This window comes from Nonomuraea candida (assembly GCF_000725485.1).
Classification (GTDB): domain Bacteria; phylum Actinomycetota; class Actinomycetes; order Streptosporangiales; family Streptosporangiaceae; genus Nonomuraea; species Nonomuraea candida.
Genome location: NZ_JOAG01000027.1, coordinates 267,942 through 288,272, shown reverse-complemented (window position 1 = coordinate 288,272; position 20,331 = coordinate 267,942). Strand labels below are relative to the sequence as shown.

The 20,331-nt window shown below is 70.9% G+C and carries 20 protein-coding genes; 16 read left to right on the top strand and 4 right to left on the bottom strand.

Going from position 1 to position 20,331, the window contains the following annotated elements:
- The first annotated feature begins 62 nt into the window (after positions 1-62).
- Genes IO39_RS26215 through IO39_RS26205 form a run of 3 tightly spaced genes read left to right on the top strand, consistent with a single transcriptional unit; the run spans position 63 to position 1,819 of the window.
- Complete coding sequence (locus IO39_RS26215; RefSeq protein ID WP_052423381.1) at positions 63-674, top strand: phosphatidylserine decarboxylase; 612 nt, start codon at positions 63-65, stop codon at positions 672-674.
- Positions 661-1,485: a CDP-diacylglycerol--serine O-phosphatidyltransferase gene (pssA, locus tag IO39_RS26210; protein WP_043628211.1), complete on the top strand. Its 825-nt coding sequence runs from the start codon at positions 661-663 to the stop codon at positions 1,483-1,485. Before IO39_RS26215 ends, pssA begins: the two co-directional genes overlap by 14 nt.
- A 58-nt stretch (positions 1,486-1,543) precedes the next feature.
- Complete coding sequence (locus IO39_RS26205) at positions 1,544-1,819, top strand: hypothetical protein (protein ID WP_043628209.1); 276 nt, start codon at positions 1,544-1,546, stop codon at positions 1,817-1,819.
- Between the two features lie 6 nt (positions 1,820-1,825).
- On the opposite strand, the gene IO39_RS26200 is transcribed toward IO39_RS26205, so the two are convergent.
- On the bottom strand, positions 1,826-2,482 hold the full coding sequence (locus IO39_RS26200; protein ID WP_043628206.1) for an MBL fold metallo-hydrolase: 657 nt from the start codon (positions 2,480-2,482) through the stop codon (positions 1,826-1,828).
- Entirely contained in the window at positions 2,479-3,384 is a 906-nt protein-coding gene (locus tag IO39_RS26195) for a maleylpyruvate isomerase N-terminal domain-containing protein (protein WP_052423380.1), read from the bottom strand. Before IO39_RS26195 ends, IO39_RS26200 begins: the two co-directional genes overlap by 4 nt.
- A 217-nt stretch (positions 3,385-3,601) precedes the next feature.
- Here IO39_RS26195 and uvrA point away from each other — a divergent pair, with 217 nt between their 5' ends.
- The 8 genes from uvrA to whiA all read left to right on the top strand — a co-directional run bounded on the left by uvrA (position 3,602) and on the right by whiA (position 13,445).
- Entirely contained in the window at positions 3,602-6,442 is a 2,841-nt protein-coding gene (uvrA, locus tag IO39_RS26190; RefSeq protein WP_043628204.1) for an excinuclease ABC subunit UvrA, read from the top strand.
- Positions 6,443-6,693: 251 nt separating this feature from the next.
- Positions 6,694-7,098, top strand: a complete 405-nt coding sequence (locus tag IO39_RS26185) for a Rieske (2Fe-2S) protein (RefSeq protein WP_043628202.1) — start codon at positions 6,694-6,696, stop codon at positions 7,096-7,098.
- Positions 7,099-7,209: 111 nt separating this feature from the next.
- A complete protein-coding gene (locus tag IO39_RS26180; protein ID WP_043628200.1) occupies positions 7,210-7,671 on the top strand; it encodes a Rieske (2Fe-2S) protein in 462 nt (153 codons plus the stop codon).
- 69 nt (positions 7,672-7,740) lie between these two features.
- Complete coding sequence (locus tag IO39_RS26175; protein ID WP_043628197.1) at positions 7,741-8,226, top strand: Rieske (2Fe-2S) protein; 486 nt, start codon at positions 7,741-7,743, stop codon at positions 8,224-8,226.
- Positions 8,227-8,331: 105 nt separating this feature from the next.
- The gene (gene uvrC, locus IO39_RS26170) at positions 8,332-10,248 is read left to right on the top strand and encodes an excinuclease ABC subunit UvrC (RefSeq protein WP_052423379.1); all 1,917 of its coding nucleotides are present in this window, start codon (positions 8,332-8,334) and stop codon (positions 10,246-10,248) included.
- A 70-nt stretch (positions 10,249-10,318) separates the two neighbouring features.
- Positions 10,319-11,185, top strand: coding sequence for an RNase adapter RapZ (rapZ, locus tag IO39_RS26165; protein WP_043628192.1), 867 nt, complete (start codon positions 10,319-10,321; stop codon positions 11,183-11,185).
- 344 nt (positions 11,186-11,529) lie between these two features.
- Positions 11,530-12,393 (top strand): gluconeogenesis factor YvcK family protein, encoded by an 864-nt coding sequence (locus IO39_RS26160; protein WP_245642246.1) that lies wholly within the window; start codon positions 11,530-11,532, stop codon positions 12,391-12,393.
- 71 nt (positions 12,394-12,464) lie between these two features.
- On the top strand, positions 12,465-13,445 hold the full coding sequence (gene whiA / locus IO39_RS26155; RefSeq protein WP_043628190.1) for a DNA-binding protein WhiA: 981 nt from the start codon (positions 12,465-12,467) through the stop codon (positions 13,443-13,445).
- A gap of 519 nt (positions 13,446-13,964) precedes the next feature.
- On the opposite strand, the gene IO39_RS26150 is transcribed toward whiA, so the two are convergent.
- Positions 13,965-14,606, bottom strand: coding sequence for a hypothetical protein (locus IO39_RS26150; protein WP_043628188.1), 642 nt, complete (start codon positions 14,604-14,606; stop codon positions 13,965-13,967).
- 182 nt (positions 14,607-14,788) lie between these two features.
- On the opposite strand from IO39_RS26150, the gene gap reads away from it, so the two are divergent.
- The 5 genes from gap to IO39_RS26125 all read left to right on the top strand — a co-directional run bounded on the left by gap (position 14,789) and on the right by IO39_RS26125 (position 18,585).
- Positions 14,789-15,793: a type I glyceraldehyde-3-phosphate dehydrogenase gene (gene gap / locus IO39_RS26145; protein WP_043628187.1), complete on the top strand. Its 1,005-nt coding sequence runs from the start codon at positions 14,789-14,791 to the stop codon at positions 15,791-15,793.
- Between the two features lie 73 nt (positions 15,794-15,866).
- Complete coding sequence (locus IO39_RS26140) at positions 15,867-17,054, top strand: phosphoglycerate kinase (RefSeq protein WP_281200135.1); 1,188 nt, start codon at positions 15,867-15,869, stop codon at positions 17,052-17,054.
- Positions 17,055-17,837 carry a triose-phosphate isomerase gene (gene tpiA, locus IO39_RS26135; RefSeq protein WP_043628183.1) on the top strand — a complete coding sequence of 261 codons (783 nt, stop codon included), beginning with the start codon at positions 17,055-17,057 and terminating at the stop codon, positions 17,835-17,837.
- A 99-nt stretch (positions 17,838-17,936) separates the two neighbouring features.
- Entirely contained in the window at positions 17,937-18,167 is a 231-nt protein-coding gene (secG, locus tag IO39_RS26130; protein WP_043628180.1) for a preprotein translocase subunit SecG, read from the top strand.
- A gap of 73 nt (positions 18,168-18,240) precedes the next feature.
- Positions 18,241-18,585 (top strand): RNA polymerase-binding protein RbpA, encoded by a 345-nt coding sequence (locus IO39_RS26125; protein ID WP_080037068.1) that lies wholly within the window; start codon positions 18,241-18,243, stop codon positions 18,583-18,585.
- Between the two features lie 141 nt (positions 18,586-18,726).
- On the opposite strand, the gene IO39_RS26120 is transcribed toward IO39_RS26125, so the two are convergent.
- Positions 18,727-20,328 (bottom strand): amidohydrolase, encoded by a 1,602-nt coding sequence (locus IO39_RS26120; protein ID WP_043628176.1) that lies wholly within the window; start codon positions 20,326-20,328, stop codon positions 18,727-18,729.
- Positions 20,329-20,331: the final 3 nt, after the last annotated feature.

Here is a 20,331-nt window from a genome sequence, read left to right as displayed (position 1 = left end):
GCGCCCAGTCCAGTAACCACCAAAGGTTGTACGTGTCAGACGATTCTGCTAAGCCGAGCCGTATGAGGCTCGCACGCGGGGTCTCCCCGTGGCTCCTCCCGACGGCGGCCGCGGCGGCCGCCACTGCTCTGCTGACGCGCCGAGACCGGCGATGGGCGCTCGCGGCGGTGCCGCTGAGCGCGCTCACCGGGGGCATGCTCTGGTTCTTCCGCGACCCCGACCGCACGCCGGGCGAGGGCCGCATCCTGTCGCCCGCCGACGGCGTGGTGCAGAGCATCGACCCGTGGCCGGACGGCCGCACCAGGGTCGCCATCTTCATGAGCCCGCTCAACGTGCACGTCAACCGTGCCCCTCTTGCGGGGAATGTCACCTCCGTGCAGCATGTGGCAGGTGGGTTCCTGCCGGCGTTCAACAAGGACAGCGACCAGAACGAGCGCGTGGTGTGGCATTTCGAGACCACGCTGGGCGACATCGAGATGGTGCAGATCGCGGGCGCGGTCGCGCGCCGGATCGTGCCGTACCTGAGCGCCGGGGCCAAGGTCGAGCAGGCCGAGCGCGTCGGGCTCATCCGGTTCGGCTCGCGGGTCGACATCTACCTGCCCGAAGGGATCGCCCCGGCGGTGTCCGTGGGCATGAAGACCGTGGCGGGGGTGACCAGAATTGACCGCGGCTGACGCCGGCAGCTGGCAGGCGGAGGAGGAAGAGCCTCGCGGTCCGGTCGGCAAGGCGTTCCGCCTGTCCGCCGCGGACTCCCTCTCGCTCGGCAACGCCGTCTGCGGGTTCCTCGCGGTGTGCGTCCTGGCGTCCTCCGCGATCCAGCAGCTCCAGATCGACGGCGGACGGTTCACCCCCGCGCCCAGCTACTTCGCCACGGCCATCGTGCTGCTGCTCATCGGCGCGACCTGCGACCTGTTCGACGGGCTCGTGGCGCGGCGCTTCCGGGCCTCGGCGATGGGCGCCGAGCTGGACAACCTCGCCGACGTCATCAGCTTCGGCTTCGCGCCCGCGTTCATGATCGTCATCTGGGGCGGGTTCACCGACCAGGTGCCGTTCGCGGCCGTGCTCGCGGCGGCGGCCGCCGTGCTGGTCGCCGGGGTCGTGCGATTGGCCAGGTTCGCCTGCGTCAAGACCAAGAGCGGCGACTTCATGGGCCTGCCCATCCCCATGGGCGCCATGACCGTGATCTCCATCGTGCTGCTGTTCCAGCCGAGCTTCTGGTCCCTGCTGGCCGTGCTCGGCGTGGCCTGGCTGATGGTCAGCCGCATCGAGTACCCCAAGCCGAAGGGGCAGCTCGCCGCGGTCGTCCTGGGCTGGATCATGGTGAACGTGGCGTTCCTGACCGTCTGGGTGGCCTGGCCGCAGGGCGGCGACCTGCCGATCAAGATCGGGGCCACCATGCAGATCGCGCTCGTCGCGGCGATTCCGCTGCGGGTGCTGTTCTACAAGCGCGAGCAGCGCAAGGAAGCCCAGCGCGTCAGCCGCTGAACGCCAGCCGATGCGTAACTGACGGGATTTTTCGTCTTATTTCGGTTTTGATGGATTCATGTCGGCCACGCCGCGCGAGCACACGCGCACGTACCATCTCGGCAAGCTGGCCACGGAGCTGGAACAACGCGGGCTGACCGCCGTGCTACGGCCGTATCCGCCCGCGTTGCGCGTCAGCCGCCCCGACGCCGCCCTGCTGGTCGAGACCGTCGACTGTGTGCCGCACTCCGAGGGGTGGTCCTACCGGTGGTCGTGGGGCGAGCTCGTCGGGCTGACCGACGATCCCGCCCTCGCGGCCGAGCGCATCGTGCGCGTGCTGGCCGCCCGGGGATGACGGGACCTACCAGCCCCGCGCCTTCCACTCCGGCAGTGCCGGGCGCTCCACGCCCAGCGTCGTGTCCTTGCCGTGGCCCGGGTAGACCCAGGTGTCGTCGGGCAGGCGGTCGAAGACCCGCTCCACCACGTCGTTGTAGAGCTGGGTGAAACGCTCGGCGTCCTCCCACGTGTTGCCGACGCCGCCGGGGAAGAGCGAGTCGCCGGTGAACAGGTGACGGCCGTCGGGGCCGCCGTCGTAGAGCAGGGCGATCGAGCCCGGCGTGTGCCCCCGCAGGTGGATGACCTCCAGGGTGACCGCGCCCACCGTGATCGTGTCGCCGTGCTCGACCGTGCGGTCGACCGGGACCGGCAGGGCGGGCGCGTCGAGCGGGTGGGCGATCACCCGCGCGCCCGTCACCTTGGCCACCTGCTCCAGCGCCTGCCAGTGGTCGCCGTGCTGGTGGGTGGTGACGATCTGAGCGGCCGGCTGCTCGGCCATGAGGGCCAGCAGGCGGTCGGAGTCGGCCGCGGCGTCGATGAGCAGGGCTTGTCCGGTCTCGGTGCAGCGCAGCAGATAGGCGTTGTTGTCGTACGGGCCGACGGCGAGCTTGCAGATCGTCAGCGCGGACAGCTCGCGCACGTCGGCGGGGCCGCCGACCTGGACGTCACCTGTGTAGGTCATGGGTAGTCCTTCGGGGGCGTCGCGGGTAGATCAGCGGGGGCCGTGCGCGTCAGCCACGGTGGCGGCTCCGGAAGACCGGCGCCTCCGGGAGCTGACGTGGACGACTGCCCCGCGGGCAACAGACTAACGCCCTCGCCCCCGGACCTGCCGGTGAGCCAGGCCAGCATGTCGCGCGGCGTGCCCCGGACGACGGGGCCGTCGCCGAGGCCGCGGTGGCGGGCGACGACGTTCCGCTCCGCCCGGGGCCGGGGCCCGGGGCCGGGCCGGGGCTCCGCCCGCGGTCCGGGTCCGGCCGGCCGTGACCGGGGTCCGGGGTCGGCCGGAGGGCCGGGTTCGGGGGTGGGGGCGAGGAGGTGGATCTCGCTCACCGTGCTCCCGGCACGGGACCAGGTGGCCAGGCAGTCGTGGAGTTCGCGGTGGACGAACGAGGCCGGCCAGTCCGCGGGGCCGTACCCGGAGGCGAGGTCCACGTGGTGGAAGCCGATCTCGCGCAGGCGGCGTACCAGGACGTACCAGGCGGGGTGGGGCGGCGGGCGCATGCCCTCCACCCGGGCGGACCAGGCGGGCGCGGGCAGGTCGCGGACGGCGGCGGCGAAGCGGGCGGCCCCCTCCTCGGCCTCGGCCAGGAGGAGAGCGGCGGGGCGGGCGGCGCCGGCCTCGATCCCGGCGGCCCTGGCCGCGCCGGAGGGGTACTGCGGGGTGCGCACGCCGGTCCCGGCCCAGGTCAGGAGGTTGACGTAGGAGCCGGCGCTCTGGGCGAGATGGGCGAGGACGTGTCCCCTGGTCCAACCGGGCAGCAGGGAGGGGGCCGCGACGTCGGCGTCGGACAGCGACGCGGCCGTGGCCAGGAGCTGGTTGGTCGCCGAGGCCAGTTCGGCCTGGAGCGCGGGCAGCACGGTCATGTCCAGATTTTTCATCATCTAGGGTGACGGGCACGGGAAGGGCATAAAACCCCAGGTCACGAGGTTGAATGTTGAAGAGTTCCTTCCTGCTCGGGAGATGGCCGTAACCTGTGAGGGACGGATTTTCGGGGGCCGCGGAACCGGCCAGCCGAAATTGTCGGAGCCGCCGTCTACCATCCCCCGTGGACCTATCCGCCTTTCGACTTCCGGGATCGCCGTGGCTGACCGCCTGATCGTGCGTGGTGCACGAGAACACAACCTCAAGGACGTCTCGCTGGATCTGCCGCGAGACTCGCTGATCGTCTTCACCGGCCTGTCCGGCTCGGGCAAGTCGAGCCTGGCCTTCGACACGATCTTCGCTGAGGGGCAGCGGCGCTACGTCGAGTCCTTGTCGGCCTACGCCCGCCAGTTCCTCGGCCAGATGGACAAACCCGACGTCGACTTCATCGAGGGCCTGTCACCGGCGGTCTCCATCGACCAGAAGGCCACCAGCAAGAACCCCCGCTCGACCGTGGGCACGATCACCGAGGTCTACGACTACCTGAGGCTGCTGTGGGCGCGCATCGGGAAGCCGCACTGCCCGGTGTGCGCGCGCCCGATCGCCAGGCAGTCGCCGCAGCAGATCGTCGACCGGGTGATGGACCTGGAGGAGGGCACCCGGTTCCAGGTGCTCGCGCCGGTCATCAGGGGCCGCAAGGGCGAATACGCCGAGCTGTTCCGCGAGCTGCAGACCAAGGGGTTCGCCAGGGCCAGGGTCGACGGCACCGTCGTACGGCTGGAGGAGCCGCCGACGCTGAAGAAATACGAGAAGCACGACATCGAGGTCATCGTCGACCGCCTGTCGGTCAAGGAGTCGGCGCGGCGCAGGCTCACCGACTCGGTCGAGACGGCCCTGCAGCTGTCGGGCGGCACGATCACGCTCGAGTTCGTCGACCTTCCCGAAGGTGACCCCAACCGCGAGCGCTTCTACTCCGAGCACCTCTACTGCCCCTACGACGACCTGTCGTTCGAGGAGATGGAGCCGCGCTCGTTCTCCTTCAACTCCCCGTTCGGCGCCTGCCCCGAGTGCACCGGCCTGGGCACCAAGATGGAGGTCGACCCCGACCTGGTGGTGCCCGACCCCGAGCGCACGCTCGGCGACGGCGCCCTCCACCCCTGGTCCGGGGGTCACACCAGCGAATACTTCTCCAGGCTGATCGAGGCGCTCGGCCACGCGGTCGGGTTCACGCTCGACACGCCGTGGGACCGGCTGCCGAAGAAGGCGCAGAAGTCGCTGCTGTACGGCCACGACGAGCAGGTCCACGTCCGTTACAGCAACCGCTACGGCCGCCAGCGCTCCTACTACACCACCTACGACGGCGTCATCCCGTGGGTGCAGCGCCGGCATGCCGAGGCCGAGAGCGACGCGGCGCGCGAGCGGTTCGAGGGCTACATGCGCGAGATCCCGTGCCCGGCCTGCAAGGGAGCCAGGCTCAAGCCGGTGAGCCTCGCGGTGACCGTCGCCGACAAGTCGATCGCCGAGGTGTCGGCCATGTCGATCGGCGAGTGCGCCAAGTTCCTGGCCGGGCTCAAGCTGTCCGACCGCGACATGCAGATCGCCGAGCGGGTGGTGAAGGAGATCAACGCGCGCATGGGCTTCCTGCTCGACGTCGGTCTCGACTACCTGACCATGGACCGCGCCGCCGCCACCCTGGCCGGCGGCGAGGCCCAGCGCATCAGGCTGGCCACGCAGATCGGCTCCGGCCTGGTCGGCGTCCTCTACGTCCTCGACGAGCCCTCCATCGGCCTGCACCAGCGCGACAACATGCGCCTGCTCGACACGCTGATCAGGCTGCGCGACATGGGCAACACGCTCATCGTGGTCGAGCACGACGAGGACACGATCGCCGCCGCCGACTGGGTGGTCGACATCGGGCCGGGCGCGGGCGAGCACGGCGGGCAGGTCGTGGTCTCCGGCACCGTCCAGGACCTCCTCGCCAGCGAGGAGTCGATGACGGGGGCCTACCTGTCGGGCCGCAAGAGCATCGCGATCCCCGCCAAGCGCCGCAAGCGCGACAAGAAGCGGCAGATCACGGTCAAGGGGGCGCGCGAGCACAACCTCAAGGGCGTCGACATCGACTTCCCGCTGGGCGTGTTCACGGCCGTCACGGGCGTGTCGGGGTCGGGCAAGTCGACGCTGGTCAACGACATCCTCTACAACGCGCTGGCCAAGGAGCTCAACGGGGCGCGCACGGTGCCGGGGCGGCACTCCCGGATCAACGGCATCGACCACGTGGACAAGGTGGTCCACGTCGACCAGTCGCCGATCGGGCGCACGCCGCGCTCCAACCCGGCCACCTACACCGGGGTCTTCGACCACGTGCGCAAGCTGTTCGCGCAGACCACCGAGGCGAAGGTGCGCGGCTACCAGCCCGGGCGCTTCAGCTTCAACGTCAAGGGCGGGCGCTGCGAGGCGTGCGCGGGCGACGGCACCATCAAGATCGAGATGAACTTCCTGCCGGACGTCTACGTCCCCTGCGAGGTCTGCCACGGCGCCCGCTACAACCGGGAGACGCTGGAGGTCCACTACAAGGGCAAGACGATCGCCGAGGTGCTCGACATGCCGATCGAGGAGGCCCTGGGCTTCTTCGACGCCATTCCCGCGATCAAGCGGCACCTGCAGACGCTCAACGACGTCGGCCTGGGCTACGTGCGGCTGGGGCAGCCGGCGACCACCCTGTCCGGCGGTGAGGCGCAGCGGGTCAAGCTCGCCTCCGAGCTGCAGCGGCGGCAGACCGGCCGGACCATCTACGTCCTCGACGAGCCCACCACCGGGCTGCACTTCGAGGACATCCGGCGGCTGCTCGGCGTGCTCGGAAGGCTGGTCGACGGCGGCAACACCGTGATCGTCATCGAGCACAACCTCGACGTGATCAAGACCGCCGACTGGATCATCGACATGGGGCCCGAGGGCGGGTCGCGCGGGGGCACGCTCGTGGCCAGCGGCACGCCTGAGGAGGTCGCGCTGGTGGACGAGAGCCACACGGGGCGGTTCCTGCGCAAGATCCTCGCCCACTGAGCCGCACCGGGTCTCGCTGAGTCTTGGCGCGTCTCGCTGGGAGGCCCGGTCACGGCGGGTAGCTCCGGGGTCCGGGACACGGGCCCCGGAGGCCGGAGCGGTGGCGGGATGGCCGGGGATGAGGAACACCCGTTTTCCGGACCGGTGGGTCGCGTCAATAAGGTGAGGCACTGGCAACAGCCGCATCCCCGGGGGCAAAGGCGACACGAGGTGCGGCACGGACGGAACGTACCGATCGGGGGAGCGAAGCCATGGCGGAGAACGGGCTGGGGCGGCGGGAGCTGCTGGGCGCGGGCGGCGTCGCCGCGTGCGGGCTGGCGCTGACCGCCTGCGGCGCCGGGGGAGCGCAGGCCCAGCCGAGCCTCAAGGGCAAGGTCCTGGCCAAGGCGGCCGACGTGCCCGTGGGCGGCGGCAAGCTGATCAAGGACCTGAAGGTCGTGGTGACGCAGCCCTCCGAGGGCGTCTACAAGGCGTTCAGCGCGTCCTGCACGCACAAGGGCTGCCAGGTCAGCACGCCCAAGGACAACGTGATCAGGTGCGCCTGCCACGGCAGCGAGTTCGCCGCCGACACCGGGCAGGCCACCAAGGGGCCCGCCACCGCCCCGCTGGCCTCGTTCCAGGTGAAGGTCGAAGGCGATGGCATCGTGGTGGTGTGAACGGGCGAACCGGTAATTGTGCGTAGTCACCGGATTGGTCTTCGGGCACGCTGAACCGGTGCCAGGGCGCCGGCCGTACCTGAAGTGAGAGCCAATCTGGGAGGACGCACCATGACGGAAACGACGCGCCGGACGGTGGTGTTCGGCGCCGGGAGCGCCGGGCTCGCGGCGGTTCTGACGGCCTGCGCGAGCTACGGCTCGCCGGCCACGGAAGCGGACATGGCGCCGGCGGAGGAACCGGCCGCGGAGCCGTCGTCCGAGGCGCCCAAGAAGAAGGGCGGCAAGCCCAAGGCGCTGGCCGACACCGCCGACATCCCGCAGGGCGGCGGGAAGGTCTTCGAGAAGCAGAAGATCGTGGTGACCCAGCCGGCGGCGGGTGAGTTCAAGGCGTTCAGCGCGATCTGCACCCATCAGGGCTGCACGGTCGCGAGCGTCTCGAACAAGACGATCAACTGCCCCTGCCACGGCAGCAAGTTCAACATCGCGGACGGCTCCGTCGCCGACGGCCCCGCGAGCGAGCCCCTTGAGGAGAAGCAGATCACGGTGGACGGCGACAAGATCCGCCTGGCCTGACCGCGTCTTATGAGAGCGGCTTGACCTGCGTCTCATGATTTTCTCACTTGCGTGCGTTTGGGTGAGCGCATGGCAGATGACCTTCAGAGCCGCAGGGCGGTGTTCGCAAGCGTCGGAGCGGGTGGCCTGGCGCTGGCGATCACCGCGTGCAGTGGCGGCAGCGACACGACCACGGCGGGCACCGCCACCGACTCCGGCGCCGCCTCGGGCGCGCCCCAGCCCGGCACGTCACAGCCCGGCGCGTCGCAGTCCGGCGCTCCGCAGGCGGGTGGCGCGCTGGCCAAGACGGCCGACATCCCCGTCGGCGGCGGAACGGTCTTCAAGGATCAGAAGGTCGTGGTGACCCAGCCGGCGGCGGGCGAGTTCAAGGCGTTCAGCGCCCTGTGCACGCACAAGGGCTGCCCCGTCACCCACATCGAGGGCGACGCGATCGTGTGCCCGTGCCACAACAGCAGGTTCGCCATCGCCGACGGCTCCGTCACGGCGGGCCCGGCCGAGAAGCCGCTGCCCGCGCAGGAGATCAAGGTCGAGGGCGACCAGATCATGCTGGCCTGAGCCGTTCCGGACACAGCCCGCCGTACCTGCGCGAACAGTACGGCGGGCAAGCCTGTCGGTGCGGGCTACTAGGCTGGCAACGTGGCGAGATCAGCGGGCAGCACCTTGAGTTTCCGGCCCAAGCCGGGTTCGATCCCCGAGTCCCCTGGGGTCTACCGCTTCAGGGACGCGCACGGCCGGGTGATCTACGTCGGCAAGGCCAAGAGCCTGCGTCAGCGGCTCAACTCGTACTTCGCCGACTTCTCCGCGCTGCACCCCCGCACGCAGTCGATGCTGACCACGGCCGCCGACGTCGACTGGACGGTCGTCGGCACCGAGGTGGAGGCGCTGCAGCTCGAATACTCCTGGATCAAGGAGTTCGACCCGCGCTTCAACGTCAAATACCGCGACGACAAGTCCTATCCCTACCTCGCGGTCACCATGAGCGAGGACTTCCCGCGCGTGCAGGTCATGCGCGGCGCCAGGCGCAAGGGCAACCGCTACTTCGGGCCCTACTCCCACGCCTGGGCCATCCGCGAGACCGTCGACCTGCTGCTGCGGGTCTTCCCCGTGCGCACGTGCAGCAGCGGGGTGTTCAAGCGGGCCGGGCAGATCGGCCGGCCCTGCCTGCTCGGCTACATCGACAAGTGCTCGGCGCCCTGCGTCGGCCGGGTCACCCAGCAGGAGCACCGCGACCTGGCCGAAGACTTCTGCGACTTCATGGCGGGCAACACCAGCCGCTTCATCAAGCGCCTGGAGAAGGAGATGCGCGAGGCCGCCGCCGAGCAGGAATACGAGCGGGCGGCCCGGCTGCGCGACGACATCCAGGCGCTGCAGCGGGCGCTGGAGAAGCAGGCGGTCGTGCTCGGCGAGGGCACCGACGCCGACGTGATCGCGCTGGCCGAAGACCCGCTCGAAGCGGCCGTGCAGGTCTTCTACGTGCGCGGCGGCCGCATCCGGGGCCAGCGCGGCTGGGTCGTCGACAAGGTCGAGGAGACCTCTCCCGGCGAGCTGGTCGAGCAGTTCCTGCTGCAGATGTACGGCGAGGCCGGCCCCGAGTCCATGCCCCGCGAGGTGCTGGTGCCCGCGCTGCCGCCCGACCACGAGGCGGTCGCCGAGCTGCTGACCGAGCAGCGCCGCGCCCGCGTCGAGGTGCGCGTGCCGCAGCGCGGCGACAAGAAGTCGCTGATGGAGACCGTCGCGCGCAACGCCAAGGAGTCGCTGGCCCAGCACAAGGTCCGCCGCGCCGGCGACCTGACCACCCGCAGCAAGGCGCTGCAGGAGATCGCCGACGCGCTCGACCTCGACCAGGCGCCGCTGCGCATCGAGTGCTACGACGTCTCCCACCTGCAAGGGGAGAACGTCGTGGCGTCGATGGTGGTCTTCGAGGACGGACTGGCGCGCAAGAGCGAATACCGCCGCTTCGCCGTCAAGACCAAGGAGGGCGACGTCGCCTCGATCTACGAGGTGATCAACCGCCGGTTCCGCCGCTACCTGGAGGAGCGCTCCGCCACCGGCGAGCTGGCGGCCGACGACGGCGGCGACGGTGAGGGCGGCCACGGGCCCATCGACCCCGAGACGGGCAAGCCGCGCAAGTTCGCCTATCCGCCCAACCTCGTCGTGGTCGACGGGGCCGGGCCCCAGGCGGCCGCCGCGCGGCGGGCGCTCGACGAGCTCGGCATCGACGACGTCTCCGTGTGCGGCCTGGCCAAGCGGCTGGAGGAGGTGTGGCTGCCCGGCGACGACCAGCCGGTGATCATGCCTCGTTCAAGTGAGGGTCTCTACCTGCTGCAACGAGTGCGGGACGAAGCACACAGGTTCGCCATCACCTACCATCGTTCCAAGAGGTCCAAGACGGTGAAGGAGAGCGCGCTCGACGGCGTGCCCGGCCTCGGGCCGGCGCGCAGGCAGGCGCTGCTCAAACACTTCGGCTCCGTGAAGAAGCTGCGCGAGGCCACTGCCGCCGAAATCTGCGAGGTTCCCGGCATCGGCCCGTCCATTGCCGAGGTCATCGTGTCGACGCTGAAGGGAGAGTCACCTTGATCTCGCCAGGAAGCCAGGGTGTCAACGCCGAACGATCATGCCCGCCCGCTCCGGCCCGCGAGGTGAGGCGATGAGCACCGAACCGGCGTTCGTCATCGTCACCGGCATGTCGGGAGCCGGGCGCAGCACCGCCGCCAAGGCGCTGGAGGACCTGGGCTGGTTCGTCATCGACAACCTGCCGCCGGGCCTGCTGTTCGCCATGGCCGAGGAGGCGGGCAAGGTCAAGCTGGCCGCCGACAAGGTGGCGGCCGTGGTCGACGTGCGCAGCCTGGCGTTCACCACCGACCTCAACGCGGCCATCGAGGAGCTCGAAGGGCGCGGCGTGCGCGTGCGGGTGGTGTTCCTGGAGGCCAGCGACGACGAGCTGGTGCGCAGGTTCGAGAACGTCCGCAGGCCCCATCCCCTCCAGGGCGAGGGCCGGCTGGTCGACGGCATCACCCGCGAGCGCGGCATCCTGCGGGAGGTGCGCGCCAACGCCGACCTGGTGATCGACACCTCGACGCACAACGTGCACGATCTCCGCAACAAGATCGTCGCGTACTTCGGCGGCGAGGACCGGCCGGGGCTGCGGCTCAACGTCGTGTCGTTCGGGTTCAAGTACGGCCTGCCCGTCGACGCCGACCTCGTGGTCGACTGCCGGTTCCTGCCCAACCCGCACTGGGTGCCCGAGCTGCGGCCGATGAACGGGCTCGACCCCGCCGTGAGCGACTACGTGCTGGGGCAGCCGGGGGCCAAGGAGTTCCTCGACGCCTACGAGGAGGTCCTGGAGGTGGTCGCGGCCGGATACGCGCGTGAGGGCAAGAGCTACGCCACGCTCGCCGTGGGCTGCACGGGTGGCAAGCACCGCAGTGTCGCCATGGCCGAGCAGGTGGCCGCCCGCCTGCGCGACCGCGGCATGGAGGTCCAGGTGAGCCACCGGGATGTGGGGCGGGAGTGACCGATGAACGCTTCGAATCCGCCCCGCCGCCATCGGCAGCGGGCCGTTCGGAGAAAGCACCGGACCAGGTAGAACCGGGGGCCGGGCAGGTCGCCGGGTCGCGTGGCCGGGCTGAGCCGGGTCGTCCGGTGCCCGATCAGGCCGAGGCTGTGCCCGTTCAGACCGGGTCCGGGTCTGGTCCGGGTGAGCCCGGGTCGGGTGAGGTCGGATCCGGTCAGGGCGCGGCGGGGCGGTGTGCGCCGGTGCCGGGGCAGCCGGTCGTGCGCCTGACCACGGGGTGGGGGCCGCCCGTCGTGGCCTTGGGCGGCGGGCACGGCCTGTACGCGTCCCTGTCGGCATTACGGATGGTCACCGACCGGTTGACGGCGGTGGTCACCGTCGCCGACGACGGCGGGTCCAGCGGGCGCCTGCGGCGCGAGCTGGGCGTGCTGCCGCCCGGCGACCTGCGTATGGCGCTGGCCGCGCTCTGCGGCGACGACGAGTGGGGCAGCACCTGGAGCGAGGTCGTCCAGCACCGCTTCCGCAGCGAGGGCGAGCTGCACGGGCACGCCGTCGGCAACCTGCTCATCGTCGCGCTGTGGGAGCTGCTCGGCGACCCCGTGGCCGGGCTCGACTGGGTCGGGCGGCTGCTGGGCGCGCAGGGCCGCGTGCTGCCGATGGCCTCGGTGCCGCTCGACATCGTGGCCGAGGTGGAGCTCGACGGCGTCATCTCGACCATACGCGGGCAGGTGGCGTGCGCCCTGACCCCGGGCCGGGTGCAGGCGATCTCCCTCGTCCCCGAGGACCCGCCCGCCAGGCCCGAGGCCGTCGCGGCGGTGCTGGAGGCCGACTGGGTGGTGTTCGGCCCCGGATCGTGGTTCACCAGCGTGCTGCCGCACCTCAAGGTGCCCGAGCTGGCCAGGGCGCTGCACGCCACCAAGGCCAGGAGGCTGGTCGCGCTCAACCTCGCCCCCCAGCCGGGCGAAACCGATGATTTCTCCCCCCAGCAGCACCTGGAGGTGCTGAGGCAGCACGCCCCCGACCTGTCGGTCGACGTCGTGCTCGCCGACACCGGGGTCGTGGACGACCCCGACGCCCTGGAGAAGGCCGCCGCCGCGCTCGGCGCGCGGGTCGTCATGGCCGACGTGGCCGCCGCCGACGGCTCGCCCAGGCATGACCCACGACGTCTTGCCTCCGTCCTGGACGAGATTTTCCTCCAGAAGCGTTGATCCTGGTCGGCGTGGCGCGAAGGTGCGAGAGACTCAAGGGAGCCGGTCTGAATGGGGGAGAGGACTTACGCATGGCGATGACAGGTGTGGTGAAAGACGAGCTGAGCCGCCTGCCGGTGCTCAAGCCGTGCTGCCGGAAGGCGGAGGTTTCGACGCTGCTGCGGTTCGCCAGCGGCCTGCACCTGGTGGGCGGGCGGATCGTGATCGAGGCCGAGCTCGACACCAACGCCACGGCGCGGCGGCTGATCAAGGACATCGGGGAGGTGTTCGGGCACAAGGCGGAGGTGCTCGTGCTCGCGCCCGCCGGGCTGCGCAAGGGCTCGCGCTACGTGGTGCGCGTCTACCGCGACGGTGAGGCGCTGGCCCGGCAGACGGGGCTCATCGACAACCACGGCCGGCCCGTGCGCGGGCTGCCGCGCCAGGTCGTGGCGGGCGCCTCCTGCGACGCGGAGGCCGCCTGGCGGGGCGCGTTCCTGGCGCACGGCTCGCTGACCGAGCCGGGGCGCTCCATGTCGCTGGAGGTCACCTGCCCGGGGCCGGAGGCGGCGCTGGCGCTGGTGGGGTCGGCGCGGCGGCTGAAGATCCACGCCAAGGCGCGCGAGGTGCGCGGGGTGGACCGGGTCGTGGTGCGCGACGGCGACGCGATCAGCGCGCTGCTCACCCGGCTCGGGGCGCACGACAGCGTGCTGGCCTGGGAGGAGCGGCGGATGCGCCGCGAGGTGCGGGCCACCGCCAACCGGCTGGCCAACTTCGACGACGCCAACCTGCGGCGCTCGGCCCGGGCCGCGGTGGCGGCGGGGGCGCGGGTGCAGCGGGCGCTGGAGATCCTCGGGGACGAGGCGCCCGAGCACCTGGTGGTGGCCGGGCGGCTGCGGGTGGAGCACAAGCAGGCGTCGCTGGAGGAGCTGGGGCAGATCGCCGACCCGCCGCTGACCAAGGACGCGATCGCGGGGCGCATCCGGCGGCTGCTCGCCATGGCCGACAAACGCGCCTCCGACCTGGGCATCCCCAACACCGAGGCCAACCTCACCGTAGACATGCTCGCCCCGTAGAGGCCTTTTCGATTCTGTCTGCTGTTCGGGAGGTTCATCCTTTACGGCTTCGCCCGGCAAGGCCCGCCCGCCGCACGTGGCCGGGCCCTGTCCAGGGGGACGCTTCTCCGGTGGAGGTGGCGGGCCGCCGTGACGCGCGCCCCGTGGGCCGTGGTCGTGGTGGCCCGGCACCCGTGAGGCGACGATGGACGCCGGTGCCCGTCCGGCCCACGTCTGTGCCCTGCCCGCTCACCGGCAGCCGTCCGCGCGGCCGTGCGCCGGACAGGTGGGGCCGGGCAGCCGTGCGCCGGGCAGGCGGGGTGACCAGGCGTGTGCTGGACAGGCGTGCCCTGCGCGGCCGTGTGCCCGCGTTGAGGCGGCCGCGAAATGCCGGCCGCAGCGGGCGCGGTCAGGTGGGGCCCGGTGGGCATGCGCAATGGGGCGTGGCGGGCAGGCGGGGGTGACGTTGTGGCCCTTGCGTGGCCGGGTGAGGTCGTGGACCTTGAGGGGTGGGCGGTTCGGAAGGCCGCCGGGCCGGGGTCAGTTCTTGGAGGGGGTGCGGGGAGTGAAGAGGTCGGCGGCGGGCTTCGGCGCGGGCTGCTGGGCCGGCTCGAACGGGGCCCGGTACTCCGGCTCCGGCGCCTCCTCTGCCCGCTCCGCGGCCGCCTCGGCGCGCTGTGCCCGGCGTACGCGGAGGACCCGGAGGGTGACCAGGGCGAGGGCGGTCACGGCCGCCACGGCGATGTACAGCCACGCGGCCCACGTCTCGGCCAGTGGCGCCCGGTACAACGACAGCGCCTCCGGCAGCCCGGCGTTGAACGTGGCCAGGTTCACATCCCCCAGCTCCGCGACACGCCCGGCGGAGGGCGAGTCGAGACCGGCGCCGGACATGATCGCCTTGCCGGTGACCTGCCCGGCCGCCACGGCGCCGCCGGCGTACAGGGCGGCGAGGGGCGGCAGGACGAGGCTGCGCGGGCGCACGACGCCGATCGCCAGGGCGACCATCACCGCGATGAGGAGCGACAGGGCCAGCGAGAGCGGAAGCCCGCCGCCGAACGACATGACGGCGCTCGGCAGGCTCTGCTGGAACAGGACGGCCGCCCCCAGGCCGGCCGCGCAGACGAGCGCGGCGAGCAGCCCTGTGAGAAGCCCGGCCAGTAGGCCGGACCGCTTATGTGACATCTCAGCCCCCAGAGAATGCACGAATTTACTCCAACGAGTCGGGCACTTTACTCGAACCTCGCAAAACGTGCCGCCAGAACCGTGATTCACAGGGCGGGACCTGCAGTGGTCTAAACCAATTTGGGTCCGATAAGGTTCGTGGTTGAGGTTTCAGCCCGCCATCTTTCGAGGAGATCGTTCCCGTGAGCATCCGCGTAGGCGTCAACGGCTTCGGCCGCATCGGTCGCAACTTCTGGCGCGCTGTCGCCGCCAGCGGCAAGGACATCGAGATCGTCGCGGTCAACGACCTGACCGACAACGCGACGCTCGCGCACCTGCTGAAGTACGACAGCATCCTGGGCCGCCTGCCCTACGAGGTGAAGTCGTCGAGCGACGAGATCACCGTCGACGGCAAGGCGATCAAGGTCTTCGCGGAGCGCGACCCGGGCAAGCTGCCCTGGGGCGACCTCGGCGTGGACGTCGTGCTGGAGTCCACCGGCCTGTTCACCGACGCCGCCAAGGCCAAGGTGCACGCCGACAACGGCGCCAAGAAGGTCATCATCTCCGCCCCGGCGAAGAACGAGGACGTCACCATCGTGCTGGGCGTCAACGAGGGCGACTACGACCCGGCCAAGCACACGATCATCTCCAACGCCTCCTGCACCACCAACTGCCTGGCCCCGATGGCCAAGGTCATCCACGACACCTTCACCATCGAGAAGGGTCTGATGACCACCATCCACGCCTACACCCAGGACCAGAACCTCCAGGACGGCCCGCACAAGGACCTGCGCCGCGCCCGCGCCGCCGCGCTCAACGTGGTGCCCACCTCGACCGGCGCCGCCAAGGCCATCGGCCTGGTCCTGCCCGAGCTCAAGGGCAAGCTCGACGGCTTCGCCATGCGCGTGCCGATCCCCACCGGCTCGGCCACCGACCTCACGGTCGACGTCAGCCGCGACGTCTCGGTCGAGGAGGTCAACGCCGCGGTCAAGGCCGCCGCCGAGGGCCCGCTCAAGGGCATCATCAGCTACACCGAGGACCCGATCGTCTCCTCCGACATCGTCACCGACCCGGCCTCCTGCATCTTCGACGCCGGCCTCACCAAGGTCATCGGCAACCAGGTCAAGGTCGTCGGCTGGTACGACAACGAGTGGGGCTACTCCAACCGCCTGGCCGACCTGATCGAGCTGGTGGGCCGCGGCCTCTGATGCCGCGTCTCGTACACCGGGTGACACATCGGGGCGCGCGGCCGGCGCGCCCCGCCGGAACAGGAGCATGAGCATGCGCACGCTCGACGATCTCGACGTGAAGGGGCGGCGCGTGCTCGTGCGCGCCGACCTCAACGTCCCCCTCGACGGGGAGACGATCACCGACGACGGCCGCATCCGGGCGTCGGTGCCGACGATCAGGACCCTGGTGGACCGGGGCGCCAAGGTCGTCGTCTGCGCCCATCTGGGCAGGCCCAAGGGCCAGGTCGACCCGAAATACTCGCTCGGGCCCGTCGCGGCGCGCCTGGGCGAGCTGCTCGGCCGCGACGTGGCCTTCGCCACCGACGTGGTCGGCGACAGCGCCAGGAGCACGGTCGAGGCTCTCCAGGACGGCCAGGTGGCCCTGCTGGAGAACCTGCGCTACGAGCCGGGCGAGGAGTCCAAGGACGACGCCGTGCGCGGCGAGTTCGCGGCGAAGCTGGCCGGGCTGGCCGAGCTGTACGTCGGCGACGGCTTCGGCGCCGTGCACCGCAAGCACGCCAGCGTCTACGACGTGCCCAGGCTGCTGCCGCACGCCGCGGGCGGGCTGGTCGAGGCCGAGGTCGGGGTGCTGCGCAAGCTCACCGAGGACACCGAGCGGCCCTACGTGGTCGTGCTGGGCGGCGCCAAGGTCTCCGACAAGCTCGGCGTCATCGCCAACCTGCTGACCAAGGTCGACCGGCTGCTGATCGGCGGCGGCATGGCCTACACCTTCCTCAAGGCCCAGGGCCACGAGGTCGGCAGGTCGCTGCTCCAGGAGGACCAGCTCGACCAGGTGCGCGGCTTCCTGGAGGAGGCCGGGCGGCGCGGGGTGGAGCTCGTGCTGCCCGTCGACGTGCTGGCCGCGACGGGCTTCGCCGCCGACGCCGAGCACGACGTGGTCGAGGCCACCGCCATCCCGGCCGACCGGGAGGGGCTCGACATCGGCCCGAAGACCCGCGAGCTGTTCGCCGCCAAGCTGGCCGACGCCAAGACCGTCTTCTGGAACGGCCCGATGGGCGTGTTCGAGTTCGACGCGTTCTCCGGCGGCACCAGGGCGGTGGCCGAGGCTCTGATCGGCTCCGACGCCTTCACCGTGGTCGGCGGCGGCGACTCCGCCGCGGCCGTGCGCAGGCTCGGGCTGCCCGAGGACGGTTTCTCGCACATCTCCACCGGTGGCGGGGCCAGCCTCGAATACCTTGAGGGCAAGACCCTCCCCGGACTCGCGGCTCTGGAGGACTAGTTGAGTCAGCGCAAGCCGCTCATCGCCGGCAACTGGAAGATGAACCTCAACCACTTCGAGGCCATCGCGCTGGTCCAGAAGCTGGCCTTCGCGCTCAACGACAAAGACTTCGACAAGGTCGAGGTCGCGGTCCTGCCGCCGTTCACCGACCTGCGCAGCGTCCAGACCCTGGTCGACGGCGACAAGCTCAGGATCGTCTACGGCGCCCAGGACCTGTCCGCCCACGACGGCGGGGCCTACACCGGCGAGGTGTCGGGCGCCATGCTGGCCAAGCTGGGGTGCACCTACGTGACGATCGGGCACTCCGAGCGCCGCCAGTACCACGGCGAGGACGACGAGGTGGTCAACGCCAAGACGCAGGCCGCCTTCCGGCACTCCCTGGCGCCCATCCTGTGCGTCGGCGAGGCGCTGTCGGTGCGCCAAGAGGGGGCACACATCGCGCATTGTTGTGCCCAACTCGACGGCGCGCTGCGCAAAATCACCGCCGAGCAGGCAAAATCGATGGTGGTGGCCTACGAACCGGTGTGGGCGATCGGCACCGGCGAGGTGGCCACCCCCGAGGACGCCCAGGAGGCCTGTGGAGCGTTGCGAGACAGACTCGCGGAGCTCTACGACACCGAAGTGGCCTCGGGGATCCGTATCCTTTACGGTGGCTCGGTCAAGTCAGGCAACATCAAGGGGATCATGGCGCAGCCGGATGTCGACGGCGCCCTCGTCGGAGGCGCCAGCATCGACGCGGGTGAGTTCGCGAAGATCTGTCGATTCTCCGATATGCCCGCCTAACTGAGCCGTTCTGGGGGTGCGACTTGACATCAGGCCGTACCCTCAAGAGGCAAGTTTGAATCGTCACGCGTAACAGAGCATTGAAGGAACAGGCATACCGTGGAAATCGGAATCTCCATCGCCCTCATCCTGGCGAGCCTTCTCATGATCCTGCTCGTCCTGCTCCACAAGGGCAAGGGTGGTGGCCTGTCTGACATGTTCGGCGGCGGCTTCTCGTCGAACTTCGGTGGTTCCTCGGTGGTGGAGCGCAACCTCGACCGCCTGACCGTCATCACGGGCGTGGTCTGGTTCGTCTGCATCATCGCTCTCGGCCTCCTCATGAGGCCCTGAGCAACAAGTCAACGCGTGACAGTGATTCTCCCCCCGTGTCTGTACGCGGGGCGATCGAGCGAGGAGTTCATCCGTGGGTAGTGGCAACGCGATCCGTGGCAGCCGAGTCGGCGCCGGCCCTATGGGGGAGGCCGAGCGTGGCGAGGCGGCTCCGAGAGTGCGGGTCTCGTTCTGGTGCGCCAACATGCACGAGACGCGCCCCAGCTTCGCCAGCGACGCAGCGGTCCCCGAGCTGTGGGACTGCCCGCGTTGCGGCCTTCCTGCCGGACAGGACGAGTCGGCGCCGCCTGCCCCGCCGAAGAACGAGCCGTACAAGACGCACCTGGCTTACGTGAAGGAGCGCAGGAGCGACAAGGACGGCAAGGCGATCCTGGAGGAGGCACTGGAGCGCCTGCGCAACAACAAGTCCCCCTGGTAGTTCGGGCTGGTGGTTCAGGCGACGCGAAAGGGGCCCCGGGTTCTTCCCGGGGCCCCTTTCGCGTCCGCCCGCCACGGGCCACCCCGCGCTTCCCGCGCGGGGTGGCCCGTCAGCGGCTCCGGGGCGCTTCGCCCGCGGCCGTCAGGGCCGCTCGTAGACCGGCTCGCCGTCCACGAACGTCATCCGCACCCGCGTCGTCCAGATCTCGCCCGGCGGCAGCTCGAACGGGTCGCGGTCCAGCACCACCAGGTCGGCCGGGCGGCCCCGCTCGATGACGCCGGCGGGGGAGCGGTTGATCCAGGCCGAGCCGGCCGTGTACGCGGTCATGACGGCGGCCAGGTCGATGCGCTGGCCGGGCAGGAACGGCGTCTGCGCGGTCGGATAGCCCGCGTGCACCGAGCTGCCCGGCTCGGTGCGGTTGACCGCCACGTGCATGCCCTGCAGCGGGTCGGCGCTGGAGACCGGCCAGTCGCTGCCCGCGCAGCAGCGGGTGCCGTGGGCCAGCAGGTCGGCGAACGGATACTGCCACGACGAGCGCGGCTCCCCCAGGTAGGGCAGCGTCAGCTCGTCCATCTGGGCGTGGTGCGTGGCCCACAGCGGCTGCAGGTTGGCCGTGACGCCCAGGGCGGCGAAGCGCGGCACGTCGGACGGCTCGATGATCTGCAGGTGCGCGATGTGGTGCCGGTTGGCCGGGTCGGTGCCCTCCAGGCTGTCCAGCACCTCGCGCACGGCCCGCTCGCCGATGGCGTGGAAGTGCACCTGGAAGCCGTGCCGGTCCAGCTCGGCGACGTATTCCTTGAGCTTGGCGGGGTCGACGTACGACAGCCCCGTGCCCCCGCACAGGCAGTACGGCTCCAGCGTCGCGGCCGTGAAGTTCTCCGTGATGCCGTCCTGCATGATCTTGACCGAGGTGGCGCGGAACCGGTCGAGCCCCTCCGCCGAGGCCCGGCGCTCCAGCAGGTCGCCGAGCTGGTCCAGGCCGCGCGTGCGGTCCCACCACAGGGCGCCCACCACGCGCGCCCGCAGCCACCCCGAGCGGGCCGCCGCCACGTAGGTGGGCAACTGGTCGTCGGAGCCCGCGTAGGAGCCCACGATCGCGTCCTGCCACCCCGTGATCCCCAGCGAGAACAGGTGCCGCTGCGCGTCCGCCAGCGCGTCCTGGAGGTCCTGGGCGGTCGGGCGGGGGGTGAGCAGGCCGACGAGGTCCATCGCGCCCTCGTGCAGCACGCCCGTGGGAGTGCCGTCGGCGTCGCGCTCGATGCGCCCGTCGGCCGGGTCGGGCGTGGCGGCGGTGATGCCGGCGCGTTCGAGCGCCCTGGTGTTGACCCAGGCGGCGTGGTGGTCGCGCTGGATCAGGTAGGCGGGACGGTCGAGGAAGTCGAGCAGGTCGCGGTGGGGGAGGCCGCCGGGGAAGGCCGACATGTCCCAGCCGCCGCCGTCGATCCACTCCTTGCCGGGATTGCGGGCGGCGTAATCGGCGATCTTCTCCAGGTACGCCGCCACGCCGAAGACCTCGGACAGGTCGCACTTCGCGCGCTCCAGGCCCGCCTGGACCGGGTGCAGGTGCGCGTCCGTGAAACCCGGCGTCAGCAGACCCCCGTCGAGATCCACCGTCTCGTGGGCCGGCCCCGCCAGGTCCCCCTCCGCGCCCACGGCGGCGATCACGCCGTCGCGCACCAGCACGGCCTCGGCCAGGACGCCCTCGGGGGTGAAGACGCGGCCGCCTCGGAAGAGGATGTTCATGGG

What these genes read in the sequence shown, in the direction of transcription:
- IO39_RS26205 (WP_043628209.1), top strand. Translation starts at nt 1,544, where the DNA reads ATGTCGGCCACGCCGCGCGAGCACACGCGCACGTACCATCTCGGCAAG.
- IO39_RS26195 (WP_052423380.1), bottom strand. Translation starts at nt 3,384, where the DNA reads ATGACCGTGCTGCCCGCGCTCCAGGCCGAACTGGCCTCGGCGACCAAC.
- rapZ (WP_043628192.1), top strand. Translation starts at nt 10,319, where the DNA reads ATGAGCACCGAACCGGCGTTCGTCATCGTCACCGGCATGTCGGGAGCC.
- IO39_RS26215 (WP_052423381.1), top strand. Translation starts at nt 63, where the DNA reads ATGAGGCTCGCACGCGGGGTCTCCCCGTGGCTCCTCCCGACGGCGGCC.
- whiA (WP_043628190.1), top strand. Translation starts at nt 12,465, where the DNA reads ATGGCGATGACAGGTGTGGTGAAAGACGAGCTGAGCCGCCTGCCGGTG.
- IO39_RS26180 (WP_043628200.1), top strand. Translation starts at nt 7,210, where the DNA reads ATGACGGAAACGACGCGCCGGACGGTGGTGTTCGGCGCCGGGAGCGCC.
- IO39_RS26120 (WP_043628176.1), bottom strand. Translation starts at nt 20,328, where the DNA reads ATGAACATCCTCTTCCGAGGCGGCCGCGTCTTCACCCCCGAGGGCGTC.
- IO39_RS26175 (WP_043628197.1), top strand. Translation starts at nt 7,741, where the DNA reads ATGGCAGATGACCTTCAGAGCCGCAGGGCGGTGTTCGCAAGCGTCGGA.
- IO39_RS26150 (WP_043628188.1), bottom strand. Translation starts at nt 14,606, where the DNA reads ATGTCACATAAGCGGTCCGGCCTACTGGCCGGGCTTCTCACAGGGCTG.
- IO39_RS26160 (WP_245642246.1), top strand. Translation starts at nt 11,530, where the DNA reads ATGGTCACCGACCGGTTGACGGCGGTGGTCACCGTCGCCGACGACGGC.
- IO39_RS26185 (WP_043628202.1), top strand. Translation starts at nt 6,694, where the DNA reads ATGGCGGAGAACGGGCTGGGGCGGCGGGAGCTGCTGGGCGCGGGCGGC.
- IO39_RS26140 (WP_281200135.1), top strand. Translation starts at nt 15,867, where the DNA reads ATGCGCACGCTCGACGATCTCGACGTGAAGGGGCGGCGCGTGCTCGTG.
- IO39_RS26200 (WP_043628206.1), bottom strand. Translation starts at nt 2,482, where the DNA reads ATGACCTACACAGGTGACGTCCAGGTCGGCGGCCCCGCCGACGTGCGC.